The following is a 21,627-nucleotide window of genomic DNA, read 5'->3' on the forward strand; positions in this document are numbered from 1 at the left end:
AGGTTATTTTAGCATATAATGAGCCAAGAGCGTTACAACGATTTATTGATTAAGTTAGATGCCTTTACCCGAAAGTACTACCTAAATGAAGTATTGCGCGGTGTTATTTTTACAGGCATTTATGTGTTGGCGCTATTCTTGGCGGTAAACCTTACCGAGTATTACTTGTTTCTTTCGGCTCCTCTGCGCAAAGTGTTATTTTATGGTTTTGTGTTTTCATCTTTATTGGTAGTAGCGCGGTTTGTGCTGCTGCCGCTGCTACACTACTATAAGTTAGGAAAAATTATTTCGCACGAGAAGGCAGCCGAAATTATAGGCAAACATTTTGTATCAGTAAAAGATAAGTTGCTGAATGTATTGCAACTTAACCGCATGGCTTCGGGTAGCGAATACAGTTTGCTGCAAGCAAGTATTCAACAAAAAATTGCAGAGCTAAAGCCAATCAATTTCTCGTTAGCCATAGATCTTAAGCAGAATAAAAAATATATAAAATTTCTACTGCCTCCATTGATGGTGTTGCTGTTCATAATTATTGCAGCACCCAATATTATTACCGAAAGCAGTAAGCGTTTATATTTCAATAATAGAGAGTTTGAACCGGAAGCTCCTTTCACCTTTGTAATAGAAAACAAAGAACTGAAAGCTTTGCAGCACTCCGGCTTCACGCTTAGCGTAAAAATAGAAGGCAAAGTGTTGCCGGCAGAGGTTTTTTTAGAAACAGAAAAGCAAAATTTCAAGCTAAAGAAAAAAGCAGGAAACGTATTTGAGCACGAGTTTAGTTCGTTGCAGCAATCGGTATTGTTTCGCTTGCAGGCAAGTGGCTTCTATTCAAAACAGTATGAATTGGCAGTAGTGGCAAAGCCCGGAATTTCTTCGTTCGATGTGCACTGCAACTATCCTGCATACATTGGCAAGCAAGATGAAACTTTGCGCAGCATGGGCGATTTAAATGTGCCGATTGGAACCAAAATTTCATGGTTGTTTAAAACCACTCAAGCATCTTCGGTAAAGGTAAAAATGGACGATGCTGTGTATAATTTAGAGCAAAAAGAGGCTGGTGAATTTCAGTTGGTACAAACGGCCAAGCATTCGCTTCGCTACACATTGTATATATCTAACGCCAATACCGGCATAGAAGATTCTGTAAGCTATAATTTAAATGTAATTCCAGATTTATATCCAACCATCAACCTTACCGAAAAGCGCGATTCCACCAATAAAGATTACTTCTATTATTTGGGCGAAGCAGCCGATGATTACGGAGTACGCAACATATCGTTTCATTATTTTATTGAGCGCGAAGATTCTTCACAAAACTCCAATGTGAAACAACTTACCAATGTGCCAATTGTGTCCGGCAATACCAATACGCGTTTTACATATTTCTGGAACATAAAAGAAATTGGACTTAAATCGGGCGATAAAATGAGCTATTATTTTGAAGTATGGGATAATGACGGCATCAATGGCAGTAAAAGTACCCGCAGCGATATCCGCAACTTTAATATGCCATCGCAGCGCGCATTAGAAAAAGAAATAAATAACCAAAGCAGCGAACTCAAGAAAGATTTAAGTGCTTCTATGAAACAGGCAAAAGACCTAAAAGAAAAGTTGAAAGAAGCGCAAGACAAAATGCTCGAAAAGAAAAATCTAAATTGGGAAGATAAAAAGAACCTGAGCGAACTTGCCGATAAGCAAAAAGAACTTCAAGAGCAGCTAAAAGAAATTAAAAATAAGCTCAATGAAACTATTAAGAAGCAAGAAGACATAAAACCTGTTAGCGAACAACTCAAGCAGAAGCAAGAAAAGTTGCAAGATTTATTCAACAAGGTTTTAGATGAAGAAATAAAAAAACTCTATGAAAAATTAGAGAAAATGCTCGAAGAGCTAAACAAAAAAGATGCCATCGAGAAAATGGGCGAAATGGAAATGAGCAACGAAAAGCTAGAGAAAGAACTCGATCGCATGTTGGAACTCTTTAAAAAGTTGGAGTTCAATAAAAAGTTAGAAGAAACTGCCGACAAGTTAGAGCAATTAGCCAAAAAAGAAGAAGAGTTGGCAAAACAAACAGAACAGCAAAAAGAAAATACCACCAGCGATAAAGCGCAAGACAAAAACAATAAAGACGGCAAAGCCGATACCAACCAACAGGCACAGCAAAAGAAGCTGCAAGACGAACAAAAGAAACTGCAAGAGCAGTTAAAAGAAGCCAAGCAAGATCTTAATGATTTGAAAAAGCTAAACGAAGAAAGCAAGAGCGGCCAAGATATGAAAGAGGCAGAACAGAGCATGGAAACTGCCGATAAGCAAATGGATGAAGCCCAGCAGCAAATGGAACAAAATCAAAATCAAAAAGCTGCACAAAATCAAAAAAGCGCTGCCAACAACATGAAAAATGCAGCACAGAAAATGAAAGACATGAAAAACAAAATGGAGCAAGATGCCATGGCAGAAGACATGCAAGCACTGCGCCAGTTGCTTAAAAACATCATGAAACTTTCATTCGAGCAAGAAAAACTCATGGATGAATTGAAAGCCATAAACATCAACAATCCAAAGTATGTGCAACTAATGAAAGCACAGCAGAAAATTCGCGAAAATTCTAAAATGGTTGAAGATAGCCTCTATGCACTTGCCCGCAGGCAAGAAAGCATAGAAAGTTTTGTTACCAAAGAAATGAATAACGTAAACCGCTATCTCTCCAAATCCATAGAGCGGTTAGAAGATCGCTACATTTCAAACGCACTAAGCGATCAACAATTTGTAATGACAGGATACAATAACCTGGCACTTATGCTCAGCGAAAGCCTGCAAAACATGCAAATGCAAATGAGCGAAAGCCAAAGCGACCAACAGCAAAGCGGCAAGCCGAGCGCTGCCTGCAAAAAGCCCGGCAAAAACAACAAAGGAATGCCCAATATGTCGCAAATGCAAAAGCAGCTAAACGATAAAATAAACCAATTGGGCGAAATGATGAAGCGCGAAGGCAAAGGCCAGCAAGGTAATCGCGAATACCAAAGAGAACTAAGTAAGCAGTTTAGCGAGTTGGCAGGCAAGCAGGCAGAACTGCGCAAAGCATTGGAAAAAATAAACCAAGAGCAAAATAAAGACGGCAAAAACTCTCTAGGCAACTTAGGCGAAGCCATAGATAAAATGAACCAAACCGAAACTCAATTGGTAAACAAGCAGCTCACCACCGAAATGCTCAAACGCCAGCAAGAAATTTTTACCCGCCTGCTCGAAGCAGAAAATGCCCAACGCCAACGCGATGAGCAACCGGAGCGCGAAAGCCGCACCGGGCAAGACCAAAACAGAACCATGCCGCCAGCCCTCGAAGAATACTTAAAGCAACAGCAGCAGCAAGCCGATTTTTACAAAACCACACCTCCGGCTTTAAAGCCATACTACAAGCAACTTTCGGAGCAGTATTTCAGAAATTTGAGCCAGTAAAAGCCCTATTTGGCTGCATTATCACCCTTATGGAAGATTATTTCTTTCAATGAAATTTGTGAAAGCAAAATATTTTAGCATCTTTGCACCCCAAAATTTTTGAAGCAATGGCTCGTGTATGTGAATTAACAGGAAAACGTCCGGTAAGCGGAAATTATGTTTCGCACAGTAACCGCAAAACCAAACGTAAGTTTTTACCAAACTTACAAAAGAAACGTTTCTTCGTTCCTGAATTAGACCAATGGATTGAATTGCGTGTAGCAGCATCTACTTTACGCACTATCAACAAAAAAGGAATTTTCCAATATTTGAAAGAGTTAGATAAAAAAGCTGCTCTGTAAACATTTTTAAAACACTGCGAAAATGGCTAAGAAAAGTAAAGACGCACGCATTCAAATTATATTAGAATGCACCGAGCATAAAACAAGCGGTATGCCCGGAACATCTCGTTATGTTACCTATAAAAACCGCAAAAACACAACCGAAAGATTAGAATTGCGCAAGTTCAATGCAATTTTAAAAAGACATACTATTCACAAAGAAATTAAGTAACCTGTAAATAACTTAAGCAATGGCAAAGGTTTCGAAAAACTCAAGAACAGACCGTCAAGTACAAGCGGGCTCTAAAGATTACGTTAGAGTAATTAAAGCTGTAAAATCTAAAGGAGCATCTTATGGCTTCCTTGAAAAAATAGTGCACAAAGATAAAGTGCAAGAATTTTTAGCACAAAAAGACTAATCGAAAGCAATTTCAAAATTTTAAGCCTCTTCGCGAGGCTTTTTTTATTTACGTTTGGGCTATGGGCTTATTCAGTTTTTTTACCAAAGAAAAGAAAGACGACCTCGAAAAAGGATTGGAAAAAACCAAAGAAGGTTTCTTTTCAAGAATCGCAAAAGTCTTTACCGGTAAAAGCAAAATAGACGATGAAGTTTTAGATAACTTAGAAGAAGCACTTATTGCTTCGGATGTGGGCGTTGCCACCACTTCAAAACTCATTAAACGTATAGAAGCACGTGCCGCGCGCGATAAGTTTTCAAACGAAAGCGAAATGTATGCACTCATTCAAGATGAAGTTGCTACACTCCTTGCCGAAAGCCAAAATGCCGATGCCGAAAATTTTGATACACCTGCCGGGAAAAAGCCATTTGTAATAATGGTGGTGGGCGTAAACGGAGCAGGTAAAACTACTACTATCGGCAAACTTTCGCACCAGTTTAAGCAGGCAGGCAAAAAGGTATTGTTGGGCGCTGCCGATACTTTTAGGGCTGCTGCCATAGATCAATTAGATGTGTGGGCAAACCGTGCAGGGGTAGAAATAATAAAATCGCAAATGGGAGCCGATCCGGCTTCGGTTGCTTTTACAACTTTAGAAAGTGCCGTGGCAGGCAATGCAGATGTGGTAATTATTGATACTGCGGGGCGCTTGCACAACAGAGTGGATTTAATGAATGAGCTTACCAAGATAAGGCGCGTAATGCAAAAGGTAATTCCCGATGCGCCACACGAAGTATTATTGGTACTAGATGGCTCCACCGGGCAAAATGCTATTGAGCAAGCCAAGCAATTTACGGCAGCAACACAAGTTACGGCTCTTGCTATTACTAAGTTAGATGGAACTGCCAAAGGCGGTGTGGTATTGGGTATTACCGATCAATTTAAAATTCCTGTTAAGTATATTGGCGTGGGCGAAGCCATAGATAAACTGCAAGTTTTTAACCGTAAACTGTTTGTGGAAAGTTTATTTAAACGCGCGTAACAGCTTGTTTAATTTTTCAAACTGCCTAATAGGCTTTTTCGCTTCAATACATCTTCTATAATAATTAAGCCAATGGCGTAAAACGGCATAATTGGAATTTTGTAGCGTACCAATGCGCCAAAGTTGAAACTGGTAATGCCTACGGCAAAAGCAAGAATTAAAGCAAAAATAAAGCAGAATATAATATTGGAATCCAAAGCCAGTGCTTCGGGTAGGCGTATAATTTTCGATTGCCAAAGCACCCGGAGTGTAAGGAAGAAAAATATCAATCCCTCTATGGATGCTAAGAGGTTAAACACGCTACCTGCTTCCCATAAAAAGGGTCGAAATAGCGTAACAATTATTCCTTGCGGAAGAATTTTAACTAAGCCTGTAATAGAAAAATCGCCTACGCCCTCAATAGTGTAAGAAGCACCTCCGGTTGCTTGGTGCCACGATTGGTATCCTTCGGCAGTTTGCTCTAATTTGTCTAAGGAGTATTTGCCTAAACTATCGCCTATGCGCGACAGTAAAAATACACTCAAAACAACAGCGCCAATAATAAAGAATGGCCCGGTAACAAATCTCAGCACAGGGCTTTGTATCTTTTCTTTGTATTTGGCAAAAAGCCAGTATCCGGCAGCAGGAATATACGATAGAATAATATAGCCTTTCAATTTGCCAATCATTACCACCAACAGCAAACTTGTAATGGCATTCTTTACCATACGCTGCCTTTTAATTATCCCAAAGTAAAGGGTGTAAGTAAGCCAGCAAATGCCCATGTAAGAAAGTGTATCTTTCATAAGCCCCGAACTCCAAAAAACTACAGAGGGAATAAAGAGTGTGGCAATGGCAAGTTGCTTGCTCAAGTGCGGATACATATCGTAAAACACAATAAATAAACGCCAAGAACCTAAAAATGCCAAATAGCCGAATAAGAGCGAGGTGCACACAAAAGAATTTAGCCCAATTACATTTATGATGGCTGCAATTTTTAGAAAGTAAACTTCGTTACTACCAAATTTCATCAGGTATAAATAAGCACCCCAATCCGATGAAGTTACGAAGCGATAAAAGGGGCCAATATCGCCACTAAAAAGAAAAGTAATGGCATTGCCGGGGTCTTTAAAAAAATGCTTGAGCCATTGATCGCACCAATGGTAATAGCCGGTAGTATCGCCACCGTTGTAGTAATACATATAAACCATGCAAAACAAAAACGAGCTAATCATTTTTAATGAAAGCGCTTGTCCGTAATACTTAAAAAGTACGGGATTCGATGCAAGGCGCTTGCGATAATTATTTCCTAAAGCATAAACAATACCGAAATAAATAGGATATAGCACCAAATCGTACGGACTAAGTTTTACCGATTGAAATGAAGCCAGAATAATCCCAAGAAGCATCGCACGAAACTAACTGAATTTTATTCCTATTGAAAAGAGAAAAAATATTTGTAAAAAAAACTATACCGCAGTTGCTTTTAGTAGTTTCATTTGCGTGAAAGCAGAAAAAGGAAATTGAAAAAGAAGCATTACTTTAGATGAAATAGCAAAGCGGTTTGAAAAACATTATCACAATAATTGCAGGGATGTTTTGCATGGCATCAAAGGCAGCAACTATTCTTGAAGGCGATAGTATAACAGTATGCGCCCTGCAATTTCCGGTATGGCTACATGCTGCCCCCGGCAGCACACAGCATGTTTGGAGCAATGGCAGCACTGCCGATTCCACAGCTGTATATGCCGCAGGCACTTATTGGGTGGCCACCAATGCTAATGGCATATTGCATTACGATACAATTGTGGTAAGCGAAAAAAGTATGTTGGTAGAAACTTTTGAGGCAGACAATCGCTATTTGTGCTTGGCCGATACGCCATGGCAGGTAACGGCTTCGCGGGTTTTTAGCCCCGAAGGCGTATGGAACAACGGCCAGCAATCTATATTAGAAGTAGCAATGCCGGGTTTATATTGGTTTACCTCAACTGATACTTCTTTTTGTTTACGGCAAGTAGATACTGTTGCAATAAATGCATTGCCGCAGGGCAGCGTATTGCATTTGGCAGATACACAAACTGTTTGTGCGTCTTCTTTTCCAGTTGATATTAGTATTCGTTTTGGCGACAACCCAATTTGGCAAGATAGCAGCACCGATTACAGTTTGCTGGTAGATACGGCAGGAAGCTATGCTTATCAGTCTTTTATTGGCACTTGCACACAAGTGTTTGATACAATTAAAGTGCAAGAAAAAGTACTTGCGGCTCCTACGCTTTGTTGCGACACAGTGGTTTGCTTTCCCGATTCGGTAGGCCTTAGTTTGCCAGCAGGTTTTGTAGATTATTATTGGAGTACGGGGCAAAATAGTGCTACCGTTTTTATTGGAAAAGTAGGTGTGTTTCAAATAGATGTAACGGTTACAGACCATACTGCTTGCAGTGTCGTTACCAATTCAATTCAAGTAGAAGTAAAAGACAGTATTCCCAAGCCCACCATAATTGAGAATGGAAAATTTTTAGTTGCATCTCCCATCGGATATTCATTTCAATGGTATAGAAACGATAGTCTATTACCTTTAGAAACTACTTCGGTATTGCCCTATAATCAAGAAGGAAAATATTGTGTGGTAATAAGCAATGGTATTTGCGAAGATTCTGCCTGTGTGTTGTTTACATCGCCAACTTCTTTACACGAAAATCAAACTGTTTCGGTAAGTGTATTTCCCAATCCTGCTAAGCGCTTTATAGTGGTAAAAGGTGTGTATAGTGCTGCCAATTTTTCATTGTTGGATATATGTGGGCGTGTAAAGAAAGTGCCCATTCTTGTTGGCGGTGCAGGGAAGTATCAATTGGATGTATTGAATATAGAACCCGGTATGTATTTTTTGAATATAGATTTGCCGGAAACTTCCATTACACAAAAAGTAATTATACAGCACTAATGAATGCTTTTGCAAAACCACGTTTATTGGTTACCGGAGGGTCGGGCTTTTTGGGCACGCATCTTATGCGTATGGCACTTTCAAAGTTTGAGGTGCATTACATTGCGCATAAGCAGATAAGCCCTATAAATAATGTTTTTGCTCATAATGTTTCTTTAAATTATTTCCCTGCATTGGAGCAAAAGGTACGGCTGTTGCGTCCCGATTTTATACTGCATTTGGCGGCCGATGCCAATGCCAATCACTGCGAAGTTTTTCCGTGGAGTAGTTGGAAAATAAATGTGGAAGCCACTAAACACTTGGCATTGCTTGCTGCCACAGAGGGTATTAAGTTGTGTTTCGCCTCAACCGATTTGGTTTTCGATGGCACCAAAGGTACTTACGATGAAACCGATATACCCAATCCCATCAATAAGTATGGTGCACAAAAAGTAGAGGCGGAAAAAATAGTATTGTCGTTGGCACCTCGTGCAGCAGTATTTCGTTTGCCTTTAATGTTTGGCAATCCGGTGGGCAAGCAAAATTATTTTTCGCAAATGATTGCCGACCTAAAAGCACAGCAAGAAGTAAAATTATTTATAGATGAATTTAGAAGTGTTTGCGGTGTAAAGAGTGTGGCACAAGGTGTTTTATCGCTTATGGAGCGTGCCGAAGGTGTTGTACATTTGGGAGGAAACGAACGGCTTTCGCGCTATGAATTTGGCATACTTGCTGCAAAGGTTTTTGGGTGCGATATTTCTCTAATTAAGCCTTGTTTGCAATCAGATATTAACATGCCGGCTCCCAGGCCAAAAGATGTGTCGTTAAATTCAACAAAGGGAATATATTTGGGTTTTAGACCGTTAGGTGCAGAAGAAGAATTACGACTGATTGCGCATGAAGCAACCCTCAATTGATAAGAGATTTCTGTTGTTGTTATGCTGGAGCTTGTGCTTGCCGGCATGGTTGTTTTCGCAAGAATCGGGGCGCTACAAAATTGTTTCATACAACGTAGAAAATTTTTTTGATACGGTTAGTGTATCAAAATCGCGCGACCAGGATTTTACACCCTCCGGTAAGTTTGAGTGGAATACGCAGCGCTACCAAACTAAAATTGCCAATCTTTCAAAGGTAGTAAATACTGTGTGCGATACTACGCCACTACTTTTTTTGGGCGTGTGTGAGGTAGAAAACAAAAAGGTAATTCGCGATTGGTTAAAGCACCCTGCTATGGCAAAGCACAAACTTACTTTTATACATTTCGATTCTGTGGATCCGCGCGGTATTGATGTGGCTTTGCTGTACAATAGAAAACTTTTCAAACCAAAGTATAAGGAGCTTCTTCAACCTAAATTCGATTTTGATACTTTGTACAGAGCACGCGGTATTCTTTATGTAAGAGGCAAGTTTGGAAAAGAAGAAATACATGTGTTTGTGAATCATTGGAGCAGTCGCAAAGGTGGAGCAGAAAAGAGCGATTCGCGCAGAATAAAAACTGCTGAACTTTTACGAAAGAAAATAGACGAGATAAATGCCAAGCAATACAATGCCAAAATTATTGTGATGGGAGATTTTAACGACCCTCCGTTTGCCAATAGCGTTGCCGAAGTATTGCAGGCAAAACAAAGCAGCATTGCACTTAAAGAGAAAGTGCTATTTAACTTAATGAGCGAAGCGGCACAGCGCGGGCAATACACTTTCAACTTTGAAGGTGAGCAAGATATGCTCGATCAAATTATTGTTTCAGAAAACTTTGTACGCAGCGATTGTAACTTGTGTATAGATAAAAAGCGCGGCTATGTTTTTCAACCCAAATGGTTGATGTATAAAAGCAGCAAATTTGGTGTAATGCCATTTAGAACTTACGAAGGCTTTAAATATACCGGAGGTTTTAGCGACCACCTTCCTGTTTATACCGATTTGGTAGTGAAATAGTTGTGGTTTTCTTGTAAGAAACAGCCCTGCCACCATAAAATTTATGTACGTTTGAAAGGCTTTTTTTAAAACAATACAATATGGATTTTAAAAAACTGGAGCGTAAGACCATTGATATTATCAATGAATGGGAAAGCGATATTGATAATTATACCATGGAGCAGTTACTTCAAAAACCTGCAGAAAATTCATGGAGTATAGGGCAAGTATATATTCATTTATGGATGGCAGCCAAGGGCTTTTTCTTTAAAAATATACAGCGCATTGCCGATGGCGATGAGAAGGTAAAGGCCAACGGCTCTAAAAACTTTTCGGGATATGTAGTGTTTGTATTGGGAATGATGCCATCCATAAAAATTGAAATGCCCGGTAGTGTTGCAGTGCAGCCCAACCAGCCCGAAAGTAAGGAGCAACTACATAAAAGAATGAATGAAGTGAAAATGATGGTAAGTGAGAATGTGCAACGTATGCACACCCTTTCGCCTACCGCCACCGTAAAGCATCCATTCTTAGGATACCTTACTGCTGCAGAGTGGTTGAAATTATGCTCCATGCACTTTAACCATCATGTAAAGCAAAAACAGCGGATAAAGAGGCACTTTGGTTTTTAAGCACTTTATTTGCCAATATTTTACTATGATATTTTTTAGAAAACTAATTACATATTTTGTTCGTGGCTTACTGCTTGTAGCACCTGTGTTTGTAACGTTTTATGCTATCTGGTTTATGTTTAGCTGGCTCGACAACAATGTTACAGATGTTACCGAACTTATTATTGGCAAGCGCATTCGAGGTATTGGAATTGCCATCTTGTTTTTGCTTATTACTTTCATAGGATTGTTAGGTTCTACCGTAATCTTGCAGCCACTGCTTGTTTTTATTGAAGACCTTTTAGAGCGCACGCCTTTGGTAAAAGATATTTATGGTTCCATGCGCGATTTTATAGAAGCGTTTTTGGGAAACAAGGCAAAATTTAAGCATCCGGTTACGGTTGAAGTTGGCAAAGGAACAGGCATTTTTAGAATTGGATTTATTACCCAAAAAGATTTGAACAGTATAAAAATTGCCGATAAAGTAGCGGTATACCTGCCCTTTAGTTACAGTATTGCAGGCTATGTGGTATTGGTGAATAAAGAGCAAGTACAACCGCTCGAAGGTGTTACTCCGGCAGAGGCTATGAAGTTTATATTGAGCGGAGGCGTAACTAATTTTGAAGAATAAACAATTGAAGCAATGCGTTTTTTAATAAAGTTAATGGTGGTATCGCTGCTTGCGGCAGTAGTTATTTTCCTGCTGCAATCCAATACAAACCTCATTGCCGATTTTGTGAATTTTAGTTGGTTGAGTTTGTTGTTTTTGGTAGCAGTTACGTTGGTTTCGTATTACTTGCTTCAAATTGGTTTAAAGCTGAAGGGGCATGCGCAGTTTATGCAATATTTTGGCGCTATGTTTGGCTTCAAAATTTTTGCATCGCTGCTGTTTGTGTGCTATTTTATTTTTGTGGAGCCAATTGCCAATAATAAGTTTGTGTTGTTGTTTTTTGCACTATATGGCGTGTTTACCGGAGTGTTGGTAGGCGAAGCTTGGCAAATACTCAAGCAGAAAAAATAAAGTAGTACCTTTTTTCTTCCATTCTTACCCGAAGCGGAATAGTTATAGTTAGAACCATTTCTTTTGTTGTATAAGGCAATTAAAGAAATTAACTATGACCAAGAAAAGACAATTGAAAGTTCCACTCCCTACAACATTGGGCGCGTTAAAGTCTTCGGGTTATGAGCCTAAGAGCATTAAAGATGAATTGCGCCAAAATCTTATTGCTAAACTGCAAAACAAAGTGCCCGTTTTTGAAGGAATTATTGGCTACGAAAACACCGTAATTCCGGAAATTGAAAGAGCCATTCTTGCCAAGCATCATATAAACCTATTGGGTTTGCGCGGCCAAGCAAAAACGCGCATTGCACGGCAAATGGTAAACCTTTTAGATGAATGGTTGCCTGTAGTAGAAGGAAGTGAGGTAAACGACAATCCTTTTGAACCCATCTCGTTTTATGCTCGAAAGCTAATAGAAGAAAGGGGCGATAACACTCCTATTTCGTGGCTGCACCGCAGCGAGCGATATGCCGAAAAATTGGCCACGCCCGATGTAAGTATTTCAGATTTAATTGGCGATATAGATCCCATAAAAGCAGCCAATAAGCGCATTAGTTATGCCGATGAGGAAGCCATTCACTTCGGTATTATTCCGCGCAGCAATCGCTGTATTTTTGTAATAAACGAATTGCCCGATTTGCAGGCGCGCATACAAGTAGCACTCTTCAATATTTTACAAGAAGGCGATGTTCAAATTCGCGGCTTTAAATTGCGTTTTAACTTAGATTCCCAATTTGTATTTACGGCTAATCCTGAGGATTATACCAATCGCGGCAGTATAGTAACGCCACTTAAAGATCGCATTGGCGCTCAAATTCTTACGCACTATCCTACTAGTATTGAACATGCAAAAGCTATTACAAAGCAGGAGGCTGCCATTTCGGAAACGCAGCAAAAAATAGAAGTAAGCAATTTGGTGGCAACGCTAATTGAACAAATTGCAGTAGAAGCACGCAGTAGCGAATTTGTAGATACCAAAAGCGGTGTAAGTGCACGCTTGGCTATTTCAATTTATGAAACAGTAGTGAGCGCTGCCGAGCGGAGGATGTTGTGCAATAAAGATACCGAAGGATTTGTGCGCATCAGCGATTTGTATGCTGCCATTCCAGCTATAAATGGAAAAATAGAATTGGTGTATGAGGGCGAGCAGGCAGGCGCAGCAAAAGTGGCTCAAAGCCTTATAGGAAAGGCTATTCGGAGTTGTTTCTTAACCTTGTTCCCGGATCCAACAGCTCTTAGAAAGCGCAAAGAAAATTCAATATACAAAGAGGTAGTAAGTTGGTTTGCCGATAATAACAGTTTAGATCTGCTGCTAGGCGAGAACAATAAAAGCTATCAACTTAAAATTGATGTAGTTGAAAATTTAGATGCCATTTTAAACGAGCAACACAGTATGCTTTCATTCAACGAAAGGTATGTGATGAAGGAATTTATTTTGCATGCTTTGGCAGAATATTCGCAAATAGGAAAAGCTGTTATTACCGGAGAGGCCATTCAATTTAAAGACTTGTTTAAGTCTGTTTTCAATATCGAGAATATGGATTGATAGTACATCAAAGTTTTACGGTATTTCATTTTTTAGTTACTTTATAGAATGGAAAATGAATCGGCTTCATTGTCAAGTATTAAAAGTTGGGCAGAGGCAGATCGCCCTCGCGAAAAGTTGTTGCTGAAAGGCAAAGAGGCATTGAGCGATGCAGAGCTGTTGGCAATTATTCTTGGGTCGGGCAGTGGCAGCGAAAGTGCTGTGGATGTAGCCAAAAACTTATTGCATTCAACACAAAACAGTTTGTTGGAATTAGCAAAGCGCGATGTGAATGCCTTAAAGAAATTTAAAGGCATTGGCGATGCAAAGGCTGTTGCCATTGTGGCTGCAATGGAGTTGGGTAGAAGGCGGCAGGCAGAAAATGCACTTCAAAAAATCGTAATTCAATCTTCGCACAGTGCATATGAAGTGTTGCTGCCTTACTTGGCAGATTTACCCCATGAGGTATTCATGGTTTTGCTGTTGAATCGCAAGAATGAACTTGTTGGCAGAGTAAAAATGAGTTCGGGAGGAGTAGCAGGTACAATTGTAGATACAAAAATGATTTTGAAAGAAGCGATACAAAGTTTGTGTAGCGGTTTGGTGTTGGCACATAATCATCCAAGTGGAAATCCCGCACCTTCGGCAGAAGATAAAAGGATTACACAGCAGCTAAAAGAGGCGTGTAAGCTCTTAAATTTCTCTTTGTTAGATCATATTATTGTTGGCGAACAGCGCTACTTTAGCTTTGCAGACGAAGGCTTGTTGTAAGCCATTTTCAACTTTGCATAATGTGGTTTCCTATACTGCAGTTTAAACATTTTTTTGGCAGACAATACGTGTGGTTTAATTGCAATATCCCTTGTGTATCTAGAGCACTTTCGGCAGTAAAGCCATATTGCTTATACAAATTGGTTGTAGCATTTTTTTCGGGTGGAAACTGGCGCAAAATGTCTAGAGATTTTTCCACCATCAATTCGTTTCCGGTATTTTTTCCGTAGGCAAAAAGCAGCGGTGCCACAGCGTTTACGGCAAGTATCTGCTGAGTGTTTTTTCCAATGCGTGTAAACTTATTTTCTGCCGCTTCATTAAACCTGAAATGCGTTTTCCAGTAGGTGTTTACATCTAGCGAATGCAAGAATGGAGTAAGGAAGTGGATGTTGCTTTCCAATAGTTTTGAAAAAAGCGATTGTGCGGCATTGGCTAAGGCTGCTAGCTGTGCCAAACGGATAGTAGGAAAATTAGCAGGGCGGGTTTTTGCCCATTTAAAAATTCCTGCATTTAGTGTAGGTAATTGGTGTAGCTGCTTTAAGTAATTGAATTCTCTTTTTAACAGTATGGGGTAATCATCGGTAAAGGTTTCTTGGAGCAAACCTGCTACGCCAAAAATTAGGGCTTCAATTTGTGTGGTGTTGCCATAGTGTTTCGCAATAATTTTTAGGGGAATTTGTGTTGCGGTTTGCTCTAGCGCATCGCCATGAATGCCGCTACCTAAGTATCTTGCCATTAGTTGCCAGCATACTTGTTCCCAGTTGCCATTGCTGTTTTTTAGCAACCTTTCTATATGGTTTATTTTAGACTCTAATCGCTCTATGCTCGCCCTCTCCAACATGTTTTTTTTAATCAACTCATTTGTGTTGGCAACAGAAGCGGCACACGGAAAAGGCAATTGATTATCCATCAAATTTTGATATTGTGCCAAAAGGTTTTGGGCAATATTATTTTGCAGTTCTACGCACGGAATAGTGGTGTTTTCCAAGCATTCAACATACGTGGAAGATGTGTGCAGTACCACATGCAGAATTACGTTTTTGTATGCAGCATCTTTGTGGTGGCGGTGTGTGTACCAATCTTTTCCATCAACATGAATTTCAATATTCCCAGCCCAAGTTTTATTGCCAATTTTAATTTTTGCATTAAAGAAATCGGGGCCGCTGTTGGTGTTGTGTATGCCTGGGTGCAAAACTTCAATTGGTTCTCCGGATTTGGTTTGTAAACCTTGGTTATTAAATAGGCGGAATTTCCACAGGTAGTGCAATAGCGATTCGGTCATACACCGAAGATACAAAAGACCCTAAAAGAGAAATGCTTTCTTTTAGCGTTTATTTTTTTGTGCGTTCACACTGCAATTGTTTTCATTAAACAAGCGGCTGTAAAGCTAAATGCACCAAACATTAGCATTATTGTATTTCAAAATATTTTGCCACTCTCTTAATTAGTTATTTATGAAAAGAAATTTACTGCTGTTGTTGTTGGGACTAAGTGTGGTAAGCATCCGTGCTCAATTGAAATCACCGGCCGATTTAAGTTTCGGAAAGAATAAATCAACTGCAAAAAAGTTGCTAAAGCGCGGAGCCGTTGAAGCAGCCATAACATATTTAGAAGCGGCAGCAGAAAAAAAGAAAGGCAATAAGCGTATCGAAAAGCTATTGGCTCCAACAGCATTGCAAGCTCGAAATTATGCGGAGGCAGCACATTATTTTTCGCTGTTGATGGAGCGCGATAAAAAGCAGAAAAACCCCGAACTTATTTATTATAAAGCCACTGCATTGCAGCAGCAAGAAAAATACGATGAAGCAATTTTATTATTCAATCAGTTTAAAAAACTTGCTGTTGACGATAAATTTTCAGACTTGGTAAAGGCAACCAAGAAAGCAATAGAAGGTTGCAAATTGGGTATAGCACAAAAAGACTCTTCGGTGAAAAAGGAGTTTAAGGCAATACATCTCGAAGGTGGCATAAACACTACTGCCGATGAGCAAAGTGTGGCTTTTCAAAACGAGAAAAATTTGTTGTTTTCTACATGGAACAACAGCCTGACTGCCACCACAAAAAAGATATGGAATTTTGCCGATAGGTCCACATTGCAATTGGCGCAGCAGCAAGGAAATACTTGGCAATTAAAAGAAAGTTTTTCGGCACTGAAAGAAAGTACAGATGGGCAGTATGTAACCACACCTTCGTTTTCAGACGATGGCCACACCTTGTATTTCAGTATGTGTAAAGAAGAGGTGGCGCTGCAATGGCGTTGCGATATTTACAAAAGCGATATGGCAAATGGCGTATGGCAGAAAGCAGAAAAGTTGAACACAAGCATAAACCTTCCTACGGCAAATAATTTGTGGCCGCATGTGGGCAAGGCTCCCGGTGGCGAAGAAGCGCTGTACTTCAGCAGCAACCGCAATCCGGGAAAAGGGTACGATTTGTTTTATGCTGTGCGAAATGGCGATGGCAGTTTTCAGCGGGCTAAAACCTTAGGAGCGCCAATCAATACCAAAGGCGATGAAATTGCTCCTTTCTACGATTACGAAAGCAATACACTGTTTTTTAGTACAAATGGAATGGGAGGTCTAGGCGGTTTTGATGTGGTAGGTGCACAGCGCTTGGTAATTGGCGATTTTTTGAATCCGGAAAATTTGGGTATGCCCGTAAATAGTGGTGCCGATGATTATGGTTTTGTATATAAAGCACGCAAAAACACAGGCTTTGTGATAAGCAATCGCCAGTCTGTAACCAATACTGCTTGCACTACTTGCAACGATGATGTTTGGCTGCTCCAAACCTCAAGAATTTATCCTGCGGTGAAAGGAGAAGTAGTGCGTTGGAATGTAGGTAATAAAGAAGCTGTTACCGATGCCTATGTGTCGCTTGCCGAAATAACTACCAATACGCAAGCAGGTTACATGCAAGCTATAGACGGCACATTTTTCTTTGATGTAGAAGCAGAGCAGAACTATAAATTGGTGCTAAAACGCGAAGGCGCAGCCGATATTGAAAAAACATTTTCTACTGTTGGCTTACAAAAGAGCGATACGTTCTTTTTTAGTTTGGTAGTAGATAGTATTCCAGCGGTTAAAGATTTTGTTGGAGCAAAATTGGCAACTGTATTTTGGGATTACGATAAATTTCAACTTACACCAACCGCTCCCGACAGCTTAAAGAAAGTAATTGATTTTTATACTGCAAACCCGCAATATATCATAGAAGTTGGCTCACATACCGATAGTAAGGGCGATAGCAAATACAATTTACAATTGAGCGAAAAAAGAGGTGCAGCAGTAGTAAAGTTTTTGTTGAATAAAAAAATTCCTGCAAAGCGCATTGTAAATAAACCGTACGGAGAAGATAAGCCGCTGGCTCCCAATACCACTTCAGATGGGCAAGATAATCCCGAAGGCAGAGCCTTAAACCGCAGAACAGAATTTACGGTAATAGAAAAGGTGAAAGAATAAGTACCGTTCAACTGTTTTATATGCCAAGCATATAGCTGTAGGGCTACAATTCCATTTCAAAAAATACACGCTCTACATTTCCTTTCAGCGGTGGTTGAAATTTGCTTACCCTAACTTTAAGCAATTGAATTTGTGTAAATGCAGATTTTACCTGCGTTGCAATACGTTGGCACACATGCTCTATTAGCCTGCTGTGTACATCCATTTCAGCTTTTGTAATCTTATATACTTCTTCGTAGTTTATGGTTTTGCGCAGGTCATCGGTGGCAGCAGCATCGGCTACTTCTACCTGCATGTAAATATCAACGGTGTATTTACCGCCTAGCACTTGCTCTTCTTTATAGTAGCCGTGGTGTGCATAAAACTGCATTCCTTCTATTGCAATTAAGCTCATGCTGCAAAGGTTATATTTAGTTTTTAATGTGCCTATCTTTTTTCGGTAGAGTGTAGTAAATAGCGGGCAAATAAGTGGTGTACTATTATTGCAAAAACTTTCAAAAGGGTTTCATTGTTTATTCTAATAGCTTTCTTCTATTTTCACCTTTATGACCGAAGTTAAAAACCAGCCATTCACAGAGCTTGATTTCTTTAGAAAGCGATTAAGTTCCATAGAAAGGCTTGCTGCCACCAAGCAACAGCAAATGAACTCTTTGCTCGAAATTACCGAAGCAGTAAACCATAACATGCCTATTTATGCCATTACTAAAATCTATGAAAATATATTGCGTGCCCACCAAGGTGTTGGTAGCGTAGCACTGCTAATGAAAGATGTAGATCAACAATGGCATTGCGAGTTGCAGAGCGATAGTGTAGGCACAATAGAAGATTGCGAAGCCATGGTGGCAAGCCTGCTTCAATACAAAAGTACTTACAAGATAAAACCTACAGATGGCGGCTTCCTAAGCAACTTTGAATATATCATTCCCGTTTTTCATAAAAAGGAACCCATTGGGTTTTCGTTTATCGGTAAAATAAAAGAAACCGATGGCGATGCACAAGAAGAAAAGTTGAAGTTTATTCAAACCATTACCAATATTGTAGTGGTGGCAAACGAGAATAAAAAACTCTTTAAAAGCCAGTTGGAAAAGATGCTTATGGAGAAGGAATTTGTGGTGGCAGAAGAAATTCAGCGCACGCTTATTCCGGAAAAGTTACCCAACAATGAACAAATTGAAGCTGATGCTTTTTACAAAGCACACAAAAGTATCGGGGGCGATTACTACGATCTAATTCAACTCTCTGAGAAAGAGTTTATTTTTTGCATTAGCGATGTAAGCGGCAAGGGTGTTTCGGCAGCTTTGATTATGGCAAACCTACAAGCCAACCTGCGTATTTTAGCTATGCGTAATTATCCGTTGGAGCAGTTGGTAGATATGCTAAACCGCAATGTGCGGGGCATTACCAAAGGCGAAAAGTATTTTACCTTTTTTATTGGTTTAGTAAATTTGGAAACCCGCAAACTTACTTATGTAAATGGCGGCCACACGTCTTCGCTTTTGCTAAATGGAAGTGAGTTGATACAGTTAGATAAAGGCTGTACTATCTTAGGAATGTTCGAAATGCTTCCATTCATAAGTGTGGGCGCGGTGGTACTCGAAAAAGATGCCGTAATAGTAAACTATACCGATGGCTTGTCTGAAGCATCGGATCCGGAGGGTAATTTATTTGAAAGCGAACGCATAGAGGCATTTTTACAGCAGCATGGGCATCTTCCGCTTGCAACGTTTAATGCCAATCTTATTCAAGAAATGATAAATTTTAAAAAAGGTACCGACTACGATGACGATTTAACGTTGCTCACTATCCGTATCCGCTAAGCCATGAGTGGCCATAATTACAATAAGCGAGATAAAAAAGAGGTATAGCGTTCCTATTTTATCGGTCTCCAGCATATCGTTTAGCGTAAGCGAAACATAAATGCTCATGAGTGCCACAAGTGCAGCCATTACCACATACGCATTATGAGTGCTTGTTTGTGTATGAAAAGCATTTTCGCCAACTATAAAAATAGTAGCAGTGAGTATTAAAAAAATGCAGAGTCCCACTATGCCTTGCTCCACCCAAAGCGTAAGAAAATAGTTGTGAATGGTAGAGCGTTCTTCGTTGTCGCTCACCCAAGTTTCAAAACTGGAAACAGCATATTTTTTGTAGAACGGATAAAAGTTGCCGGGGCCAACTCCCATCAGGGGTCTGTCGGCAATCATACGCACGCCCGCAATCCAGCGATACACGCGCTCCATGCTACTTACATCTTTTCCTTCTAAAGTGGCGTTCAGGTGGTCGCCAAATTCATCGTGCCAAATCGTTTCGTCAAATTCGGGAGCATGTTTTAAGTAGCGGTTATTATCTGTAATATACACGGCACCCAAAATGGCTGCAATGGCAGCAACAGCTAAAGCCAACTTTACCAAACGCCATTTTACAATAAAGAAAAACGGAATCATAAGTACTATGGCGCCAATGGCTGCACGGGTGTACGAAAAATAAATGGCTGCCACAAAAAATACCTTTGCAAATAGCAAAAGCCAGTGTTGCCAAGAGCCTTTTTTGTACCATGTAGCTGCCAGCCACACAAATGGATAAAAAGCCATGAGCATTAAGGCATAGTTTACGTGGTTACTAAAAAATGGACCTACACAACTGTTTATTTCTTCAAATCCAAAACCGGTTAAAGCATGGCGGATGAAAATAATTGTAGTGGCAAAAAGCAATGTGCCAAAGATGCACCAAAATGCTGTTTTTAAATGTTGGTGCGAACGAATAACAATGGCTGTTAAGTACACAAATACAGTGGTGTACCAAATTTTAGCAAGAAAAATTTTTAGCGAAACGGTGAAATTTAAAGAGTTGAGGGCAGAAATAAAAAACCATGCTACATAAAGCAGTAAGAGCAATAGTACCGGATGGTTCAAAAAATTTGTTGAAAGAAATTTAGGCTGCGTAAGCAAAAAGAAAAATGTAACCAGCATTAAACCAACCATGAGCGGCTCGGTGGGCAAATCGGTTGCCAAAGAATTGCTAAAACTATATTCAAAAGAAACTGGCAGCGAAGCCAGCAGTAAAAAATACAGCAAATTAAAGTTGGTAATACCCAGCCAAATTGCAGGAACCAAAGCCGGCACGCCTGCCAGCGGTAAAAAGTCGAAAGCAAAAGCTCCGGCTATACAAGCAATGGTGAGTATGCCGTAGCTCCAAAATATTCCCAAATGCAGCTTGGAAATAGCGTTCATTTAAGCAGCGTTCAATTGTTTTCTAAACGTGTTGAATTGCTCTAAAAGTAAAGCGCCTATGCAAGAAAAAATAAATGCAATGGCAAATGCAATAATTACAATAAGTGTGCGCTGAGGCTTTTCTCTTCTATCCGCAGCTTCGGCTTTTTCAACTACGCTTATGGAGGAAACAGTATTGGCTACCGATACTTTTAACTGGTCTTGAATATTGCTTTTGTTTAGCATTTCGCGTTGGGTATTGTTAATTTCTCGGAACAATTGGCGTACCGTTTCGCGGGCCAAAAAGTTATCGCCATCTACCAATAACTCGCCATACTGGCTAAATGTAATTCGCAATTTATGTTCTTTAATAAGTGAATCTGCTTTTAAATTTAAACCACTCAACTTGGTAGATTCTTTTTGTATATCTTCTTCCAAAGCGGTAAGCAACCTGCTTCGGTTTTCTTTAATAGCCTTGCTGTTACGTGTATCTAAAATTTTAACGATGGTATTTACAATAGTGGCGGCAAGTTTAGGGTCGGTATCAAAAAGCGATACTTCAATGGCATCTTTTTCAGTTTTAATGGCAGCATAGTTCTTTAGAAATTTCTTGTAAACTTTTGTTTTCCAAAAGGGTTTGTTTTTATCTATTTTGTAGTGTTCTACAATACCGAATTGCTCTATAATTTCTTCAATCAATTGTTTTGAATTGGCCATTGTAAGCAGGCGGTTTACATCGTTTTTGTCGCCATAGTAAGCCATTACCTGTGCTCCGTTGAAGATAATGCTGCGATCGTTTTGAGATTGGTTTATTGGGTAAAAAACCGATTGCGATAAATAGTATTCGTCTAAAACAAAAAGTGCTACCAAGGCAGCCACTACTGCCGATAAGATAGAAACACCCAAAATGTGTTTTTTCCACTTTAAGAGAATACGTGTTGCCGATACAAGATTCTGTTGTTCGCTCATG

The 21,627-nt window shown here is 39.8% G+C and carries 20 protein-coding genes; 15 read left to right on the plus strand and 5 right to left on the minus strand.

The window, feature by feature from the left end:
• The first annotated feature begins 18 nt into the window (after positions 1–18).
• From KF872_00430 to ftsY, 5 genes are all read left to right on the plus strand, one after another.
• Entirely contained in the window at positions 19–3,450 is a 3,432-nt protein-coding gene (locus KF872_00430; protein MBX2901987.1) for a hypothetical protein, read from the plus strand.
• Between the two features lie 107 nt (positions 3,451–3,557).
• A complete protein-coding gene (rpmB, locus tag KF872_00435) occupies positions 3,558–3,791 on the plus strand; it encodes a 50S ribosomal protein L28 (protein ID MBX2901988.1) in 234 nt (77 codons plus the stop codon).
• 22 nt (positions 3,792–3,813) lie between these two features.
• Positions 3,814–4,002, plus strand: a complete 189-nt coding sequence (rpmG, locus tag KF872_00440; GenBank protein ID MBX2901989.1) for a 50S ribosomal protein L33 — start codon at positions 3,814–3,816, stop codon at positions 4,000–4,002.
• A gap of 19 nt (positions 4,003–4,021) precedes the next feature.
• Positions 4,022–4,189, plus strand: coding sequence for a DUF4295 family protein (locus KF872_00445; GenBank protein ID MBX2901990.1), 168 nt, complete (start codon positions 4,022–4,024; stop codon positions 4,187–4,189).
• 61 nt (positions 4,190–4,250) lie between these two features.
• Positions 4,251–5,207, plus strand: a complete 957-nt coding sequence (gene ftsY, locus KF872_00450; GenBank protein MBX2901991.1) for a signal recognition particle-docking protein FtsY — start codon at positions 4,251–4,253, stop codon at positions 5,205–5,207.
• Between the two features lie 8 nt (positions 5,208–5,215).
• On the opposite strand, the gene KF872_00455 is transcribed toward ftsY, so the two are convergent.
• Positions 5,216–6,595, minus strand: coding sequence for a hypothetical protein (locus KF872_00455; GenBank protein ID MBX2901992.1), 1,380 nt, complete (start codon positions 6,593–6,595; stop codon positions 5,216–5,218).
• Between the two features lie 194 nt (positions 6,596–6,789).
• On the opposite strand from KF872_00455, the gene KF872_00460 reads away from it, so the two are divergent.
• From KF872_00460 to radC, 8 genes are all read left to right on the plus strand, one after another.
• Positions 6,790–8,127, plus strand: coding sequence for a T9SS type A sorting domain-containing protein (locus tag KF872_00460; GenBank protein MBX2901993.1), 1,338 nt, complete (start codon positions 6,790–6,792; stop codon positions 8,125–8,127).
• Entirely contained in the window at positions 8,127–9,023 is an 897-nt protein-coding gene (locus KF872_00465) for an SDR family oxidoreductase (GenBank protein MBX2901994.1), read from the plus strand. The genes KF872_00460 and KF872_00465 overlap by 1 nt, the downstream gene beginning before the upstream one ends.
• A complete protein-coding gene (locus KF872_00470) occupies positions 9,004–10,041 on the plus strand; it encodes a hypothetical protein (protein MBX2901995.1) in 1,038 nt (345 codons plus the stop codon). The genes KF872_00465 and KF872_00470 overlap by 20 nt, the downstream gene beginning before the upstream one ends.
• Positions 10,042–10,121: 80 nt before the next feature.
• Positions 10,122–10,652, plus strand: coding sequence for a DinB family protein (locus KF872_00475; protein ID MBX2901996.1), 531 nt, complete (start codon positions 10,122–10,124; stop codon positions 10,650–10,652).
• Positions 10,653–10,677: 25 nt separating this feature from the next.
• Entirely contained in the window at positions 10,678–11,262 is a 585-nt protein-coding gene (locus KF872_00480; protein MBX2901997.1) for a DUF502 domain-containing protein, read from the plus strand.
• Positions 11,263–11,274: 12 nt separating this feature from the next.
• On the plus strand, positions 11,275–11,652 hold the full coding sequence (locus KF872_00485; protein ID MBX2901998.1) for a hypothetical protein: 378 nt from the start codon (positions 11,275–11,277) through the stop codon (positions 11,650–11,652).
• Positions 11,653–11,746: 94 nt separating this feature from the next.
• Entirely contained in the window at positions 11,747–13,237 is a 1,491-nt protein-coding gene (locus tag KF872_00490; GenBank protein ID MBX2901999.1) for a magnesium chelatase, read from the plus strand.
• A gap of 48 nt (positions 13,238–13,285) precedes the next feature.
• Positions 13,286–13,987, plus strand: coding sequence for a DNA repair protein RadC (radC, locus tag KF872_00495; protein MBX2902000.1), 702 nt, complete (start codon positions 13,286–13,288; stop codon positions 13,985–13,987).
• Between the two features lie 7 nt (positions 13,988–13,994).
• On the opposite strand, the gene KF872_00500 is transcribed toward radC, so the two are convergent.
• A complete protein-coding gene (locus KF872_00500; GenBank protein MBX2902001.1) occupies positions 13,995–15,269 on the minus strand; it encodes a DUF2851 family protein in 1,275 nt (424 codons plus the stop codon).
• 172 nt (positions 15,270–15,441) lie between these two features.
• Here KF872_00500 and KF872_00505 point away from each other — a divergent pair, with 172 nt between their 5' ends.
• On the plus strand, positions 15,442–17,448 hold the full coding sequence (locus KF872_00505) for an OmpA family protein (protein ID MBX2902002.1): 2,007 nt from the start codon (positions 15,442–15,444) through the stop codon (positions 17,446–17,448).
• 43 nt (positions 17,449–17,491) lie between these two features.
• Here KF872_00505 and folB read toward each other — a convergent pair whose 3' ends face one another.
• On the minus strand, positions 17,492–17,842 hold the full coding sequence (folB, locus tag KF872_00510) for a dihydroneopterin aldolase (GenBank protein MBX2902003.1): 351 nt from the start codon (positions 17,840–17,842) through the stop codon (positions 17,492–17,494).
• 151 nt (positions 17,843–17,993) lie between these two features.
• On the opposite strand from folB, the gene KF872_00515 reads away from it, so the two are divergent.
• Complete coding sequence (locus KF872_00515) at positions 17,994–19,265, plus strand: serine/threonine-protein phosphatase (GenBank protein MBX2902004.1); 1,272 nt, start codon at positions 17,994–17,996, stop codon at positions 19,263–19,265.
• Here the strand turns inward: KF872_00515 and KF872_00520 are convergent.
• Positions 19,236–20,678, minus strand: coding sequence for an O-antigen ligase family protein (locus KF872_00520; protein ID MBX2902005.1), 1,443 nt, complete (start codon positions 20,676–20,678; stop codon positions 19,236–19,238). The genes KF872_00515 and KF872_00520 overlap by 30 nt on opposite strands.
• A complete protein-coding gene (locus KF872_00525; GenBank protein MBX2902006.1) occupies positions 20,679–21,626 on the minus strand; it encodes a hypothetical protein in 948 nt (315 codons plus the stop codon). It lies immediately after the preceding gene.
• Position 21,627: the final 1 nt, after the last annotated feature.

It is taken from the genome of Chitinophagales bacterium (assembly GCA_019638515.1).
In the GTDB taxonomy this organism is placed as follows: Bacteria; Bacteroidota; Bacteroidia; order Chitinophagales; family LD1; genus UBA7692.